Here is a 3,334-nt window from a genome sequence, read left to right as displayed (position 1 = left end):
CGCAAAACGCTTGGGGAGAGGGCGTAAGACCTACATATCGTAGGCTGTCCTCGTCGAACCAAGAATCCCACCGGCTTTAGCCGTGGGAGTGTCAAGCGTGCGCCCTGGTGGGCCAGCCCGCCTTGGACCGGGCGGCGGTGCAGGAACTGCTCCAGGAGATTCCGGACTTTCCCGAGCGGGCGTGCGTGTGGGAGGAGGAGGAGGGCTACCTCTTTATTGAGTTGGCCGAGCCCTGGGAGGGCCACGAGATTTGGCTTCTCGCCCGCATCCTCGGGGGATTCGTCCTCGAGGCGGGCCCTGACTCGGGAGGCCCCGGGTGGGCAGGGAACGGGGAGGCCTCCTTTGAACTCATCCCCCAGAACTTCCCCGCCCTGGCCGTGGCCCTGCTGGAGTGGAAGGCCAAGACCCCGCCCGCCGGGTCCGGGGCCCTGGAGAAGTTCCTGGCCCTGCTGAAGGAAGCGGCGTGAGTTGAGGGCAGGGGGGTGCCTGAACGGCGCCCCCCTCTGGAAAGCGAGGGTGAGGAGGTGGGAAATGAAGATGCAAGCCCTGGTGAACCAGGCCCTGAAGGAGCTCGCCCAGGCCCTGAACCGTGGCTTTTGAGCGGCGGACCCGCCTAAGGCCTTTCTTACCCCCAAACCGCGCTTGCATCTTCTCTTTTGGGCTTCTGGGGGTAGGATGAACCCAAGCGCTGACAAGCGCCAGGCACGCTTGCGGCACTGGAAAAGCAGTGTGAGGGGACCTATGGGGATGGTGGTAGCTCTCAAGAGCGCTGAGGTGCAGGCCCTCAGCGAGGCGGCGCGCCGTCTGCCTTCCGCAGGGCTTCGGGAGCTGGCCTTCTGCGCCCGGAGGTTGCGGCGCGAAGTCGAGGAGAGGTGGGAGGAGTTGCCTTCGGACTCCCGTCAGGCCCTCGAGGACCTGGCTCGGTCCTGGGGGGAGCGCTCTCTGCCCCGGGGTCTTTGCGGGAAGGCCCAGGCGTTTTGGGAGGGTCTGAAGCTGGGCTTTGCCCTGGCCCGGGGAAAGATCACCCGGGAGGACCTGGGCGAGTTCCTGCACGAGGTCAGCCTCCTTTCCCGGAGGGTGATGGACCGTCTAGAGGAGGAGGACCCCGCCTTTCAGGAGGCCCTGCAAAAGGCCCTCGCCGAGGAAAGCCTGGCCCTCAGCAAGGAGGAGCTCCGCGCCCTCATTCTGGACCCTGAGGGGGCGTAGAGCCCTTCTTTCGGAGGCCGGGGCTCGCGTTTCGGCGCGAGCCCATAACCCCTCCTCGATTCCAGCCCCGCAGTGTCCATGAGGCAGAGGGAGGAGGCGGCGCAAGGCGCGCTGGCACCTAACCAGGAGGCTCCCGGGAGCGGAAGGTCCAGGCCCTCGAGGGCATAGCGGGCCAGGGGCTGGCGGGAAGGGAGGACCCTTCCATCAGGTTCTGCGGTAGGCGAGGCGGAAGAAGGCGCGCTCAAGGCGGAGGGTCAGGTAGAGGGCGCGGCTACCCCGCCAGGGGGGCCCGCTTGCCACTTGGGCCAGGCGTAGGGGCTTGCCTCCCTGCGAGCAACGCCTCGCCTGCCCATCAGGAGGGAGATATGCACCCGTCCTTGCGGATCTTCGCAAGGCAAGCGCGCAGGTTGAAAAAGGAAGCACGCGGGGCTAACATAGAAACATGACAAGGCATGCATGGAGGAGCCGGGCAGGGTTGCTCTTGGTGGCCATGTTGCTGGGTTCAGGCGTAGCGAGGGCCCAATCCTCGCCAAAGCCATGGGACAACCTGCGGGGAGTAAAAGTGTGTATCTCCCGTATCGATGCCTTTTTATGGACTATCGACCAGTTCCTCAATGAACCCCCTAAAGGGTTCGAGGAAAAAAGTGTGATCGTGGGCAAGGATCTCCCGGACCTGGTCTCCCTGCGCCTCCAACGAAGCGGCGTTCCTTTCGAGGTGAAGATGAGTTGCGATTCCGAGCCAACCCTTAAATGGTCTGTGGCGGCGACTAATCCAATCGGAACAGGCTACAGGGGAGGGATGGTCGCGGTGACTGTTTCCACAAGGGTCTATGATGCTCAAGGCAAGGCGTACCCTTGGCCTGCGACCATTTACGCCACTCGTGCGTTCTTCGTACTCGGACCCGGCTATTCCGAAGACGCAACGGAGCTGTTGCGTATTTTCCAGAGCTATGTCCTTAAAAGGATTGACGACTTTATTGCCGACTGGAAAATGGCCAACCCTTCCGGAATCGAACAGCCGAACAAGACCCTATCCAGTGTTCAGCAATAGCGGGCGCCCACTTAGACGAAGGAGCAAAGAGGGAGCATAAAGCCGCCTCACGCGTTAACCCACACAAGCGCGCTCCGGCACGTATACTATAGACACCATGATAAGCAGCCACTTGCCTCGCAAGCTGGTTGTGGCCATGCTCCTGGCCTTGGCTGCACAAGCCCTCGCCGTGGAACTGTTGCTCTACGGCGGGCCGGGGCACAAAGAGTTTCTGGGCTGCCTGAGTTGCCCAGAGTACAGTGTCAACTCCGTGTGGAACGAGTACCCGCGCTATGGCTTCCTCAACGACTTTGGCGTGTGGAACCGCTTTGGTGCCTACGCCAACCGATTTTCCAGCTATTCGATGTGCAACAGGTACGCTACGGACCCACCGGTCATTGTCGACAGAGGCGGAAATTTCTACGGCCGGCTCAGCATCAACCCCTACATCCCGGGAAGCATATGCGGTGTGGGCGGAGTAAGGGAGCTCTGCGAGGTCATCGAGGCCATATGCGAACGCAAGTGAGCGCGGTTGCCCCTTCGGGGCCTCGAGCGCCTTGAGCGCCTGCCTAGTAGGATGCCTTGCACCCCGGAGGGGGCAGGAGAAAAGCGCTCCCGCCACGGCCGTCCAAGGCTTCCGCTCCCAAAGGCATCCCCCATCCAGCCGCGTCTTCATCCCCCCAAACCTCCCTCCCGTCAAACCCCGCGTCCGCCAAAAGCTACCCCAGGGGCCTCAGCCTTCCAAGCCGGGGGGGTTCGGGGCGTAGCCCTCCCCGGCCACCCCACCCCAGGGCCACAAGAGCCGCCTACCCCTATCCCACCGCATCAGGGCCAGAAGCCGCGCGTGCCCCCGCACCCGCCGTACCTCCTTCCCCCGACGAAAGCGGAGAAGCCGGTCCTTGGCATCCTGGCCGTGACCCCCTACCCGGGGAGCCAAGGAGGTTAACCCACATGGACCATCCCGCGTTACGAGAAGCCGCCGGGAAAGCCCACTCTTTCAAGGGTGGGATGAAAGGCGGCCTTAGCATTGGATGCGTTGCAGGGTTCTAATGGCGGTGGTACGATCTCCGTGGACGAGGTCGTACCACTGCAAGGGAA

At 63.2% G+C, this 3,334-nt stretch carries 4 protein-coding genes and 1 pseudogene; 4 read left to right on the top strand and 1 reads right to left on the bottom strand.

Features of this window, described 5'->3' with window-relative positions; all coding sequences use genetic code 11:
• Window positions 1-107 precede the first annotated feature (107 nt).
• The 4 genes from H531_RS0112235 to H531_RS14565 all read left to right on the top strand — a co-directional run bounded on the left by H531_RS0112235 (window position 108) and on the right by H531_RS14565 (window position 2,762).
• A complete protein-coding gene (locus H531_RS0112235; protein WP_022799597.1) occupies window positions 108-467 on the top strand; it encodes a hypothetical protein in 360 nt (119 codons plus the stop codon).
• Between the two features lie 280 nt (window positions 468-747).
• Entirely contained in the window at window positions 748-1,206 is a 459-nt protein-coding gene (locus H531_RS0112225) for a hypothetical protein (protein WP_156860520.1), read from the top strand.
• 442 nt (window positions 1,207-1,648) lie between these two features.
• Window positions 1,649-2,257, top strand: coding sequence for a hypothetical protein (locus H531_RS14405; RefSeq protein ID WP_022799593.1), 609 nt, complete (start codon window positions 1,649-1,651; stop codon window positions 2,255-2,257).
• Window positions 2,258-2,354: 97 nt separating this feature from the next.
• The gene (locus H531_RS14565; protein ID WP_022799592.1) at window positions 2,355-2,762 is read left to right on the top strand and encodes a hypothetical protein; all 408 of its coding nucleotides are present in this window, start codon (window positions 2,355-2,357) and stop codon (window positions 2,760-2,762) included.
• A 54-nt stretch (window positions 2,763-2,816) separates the two neighbouring features.
• Here the strand turns inward: H531_RS14565 and H531_RS14120 are convergent.
• Window positions 2,817-3,140 (bottom strand): annotated as a pseudogene (locus tag H531_RS14120) (hypothetical protein); the annotation flags it as partial.
• Window positions 3,141-3,334 lie beyond the last annotated feature (194 nt).

It is taken from the genome of Thermus islandicus DSM 21543 (assembly GCF_000421625.1).
Lineage (GTDB): Bacteria > Deinococcota > Deinococci > Deinococcales > Thermaceae > Thermus > Thermus islandicus.
This window is presented reverse-complemented; position numbering and strand designations above follow the sequence as displayed.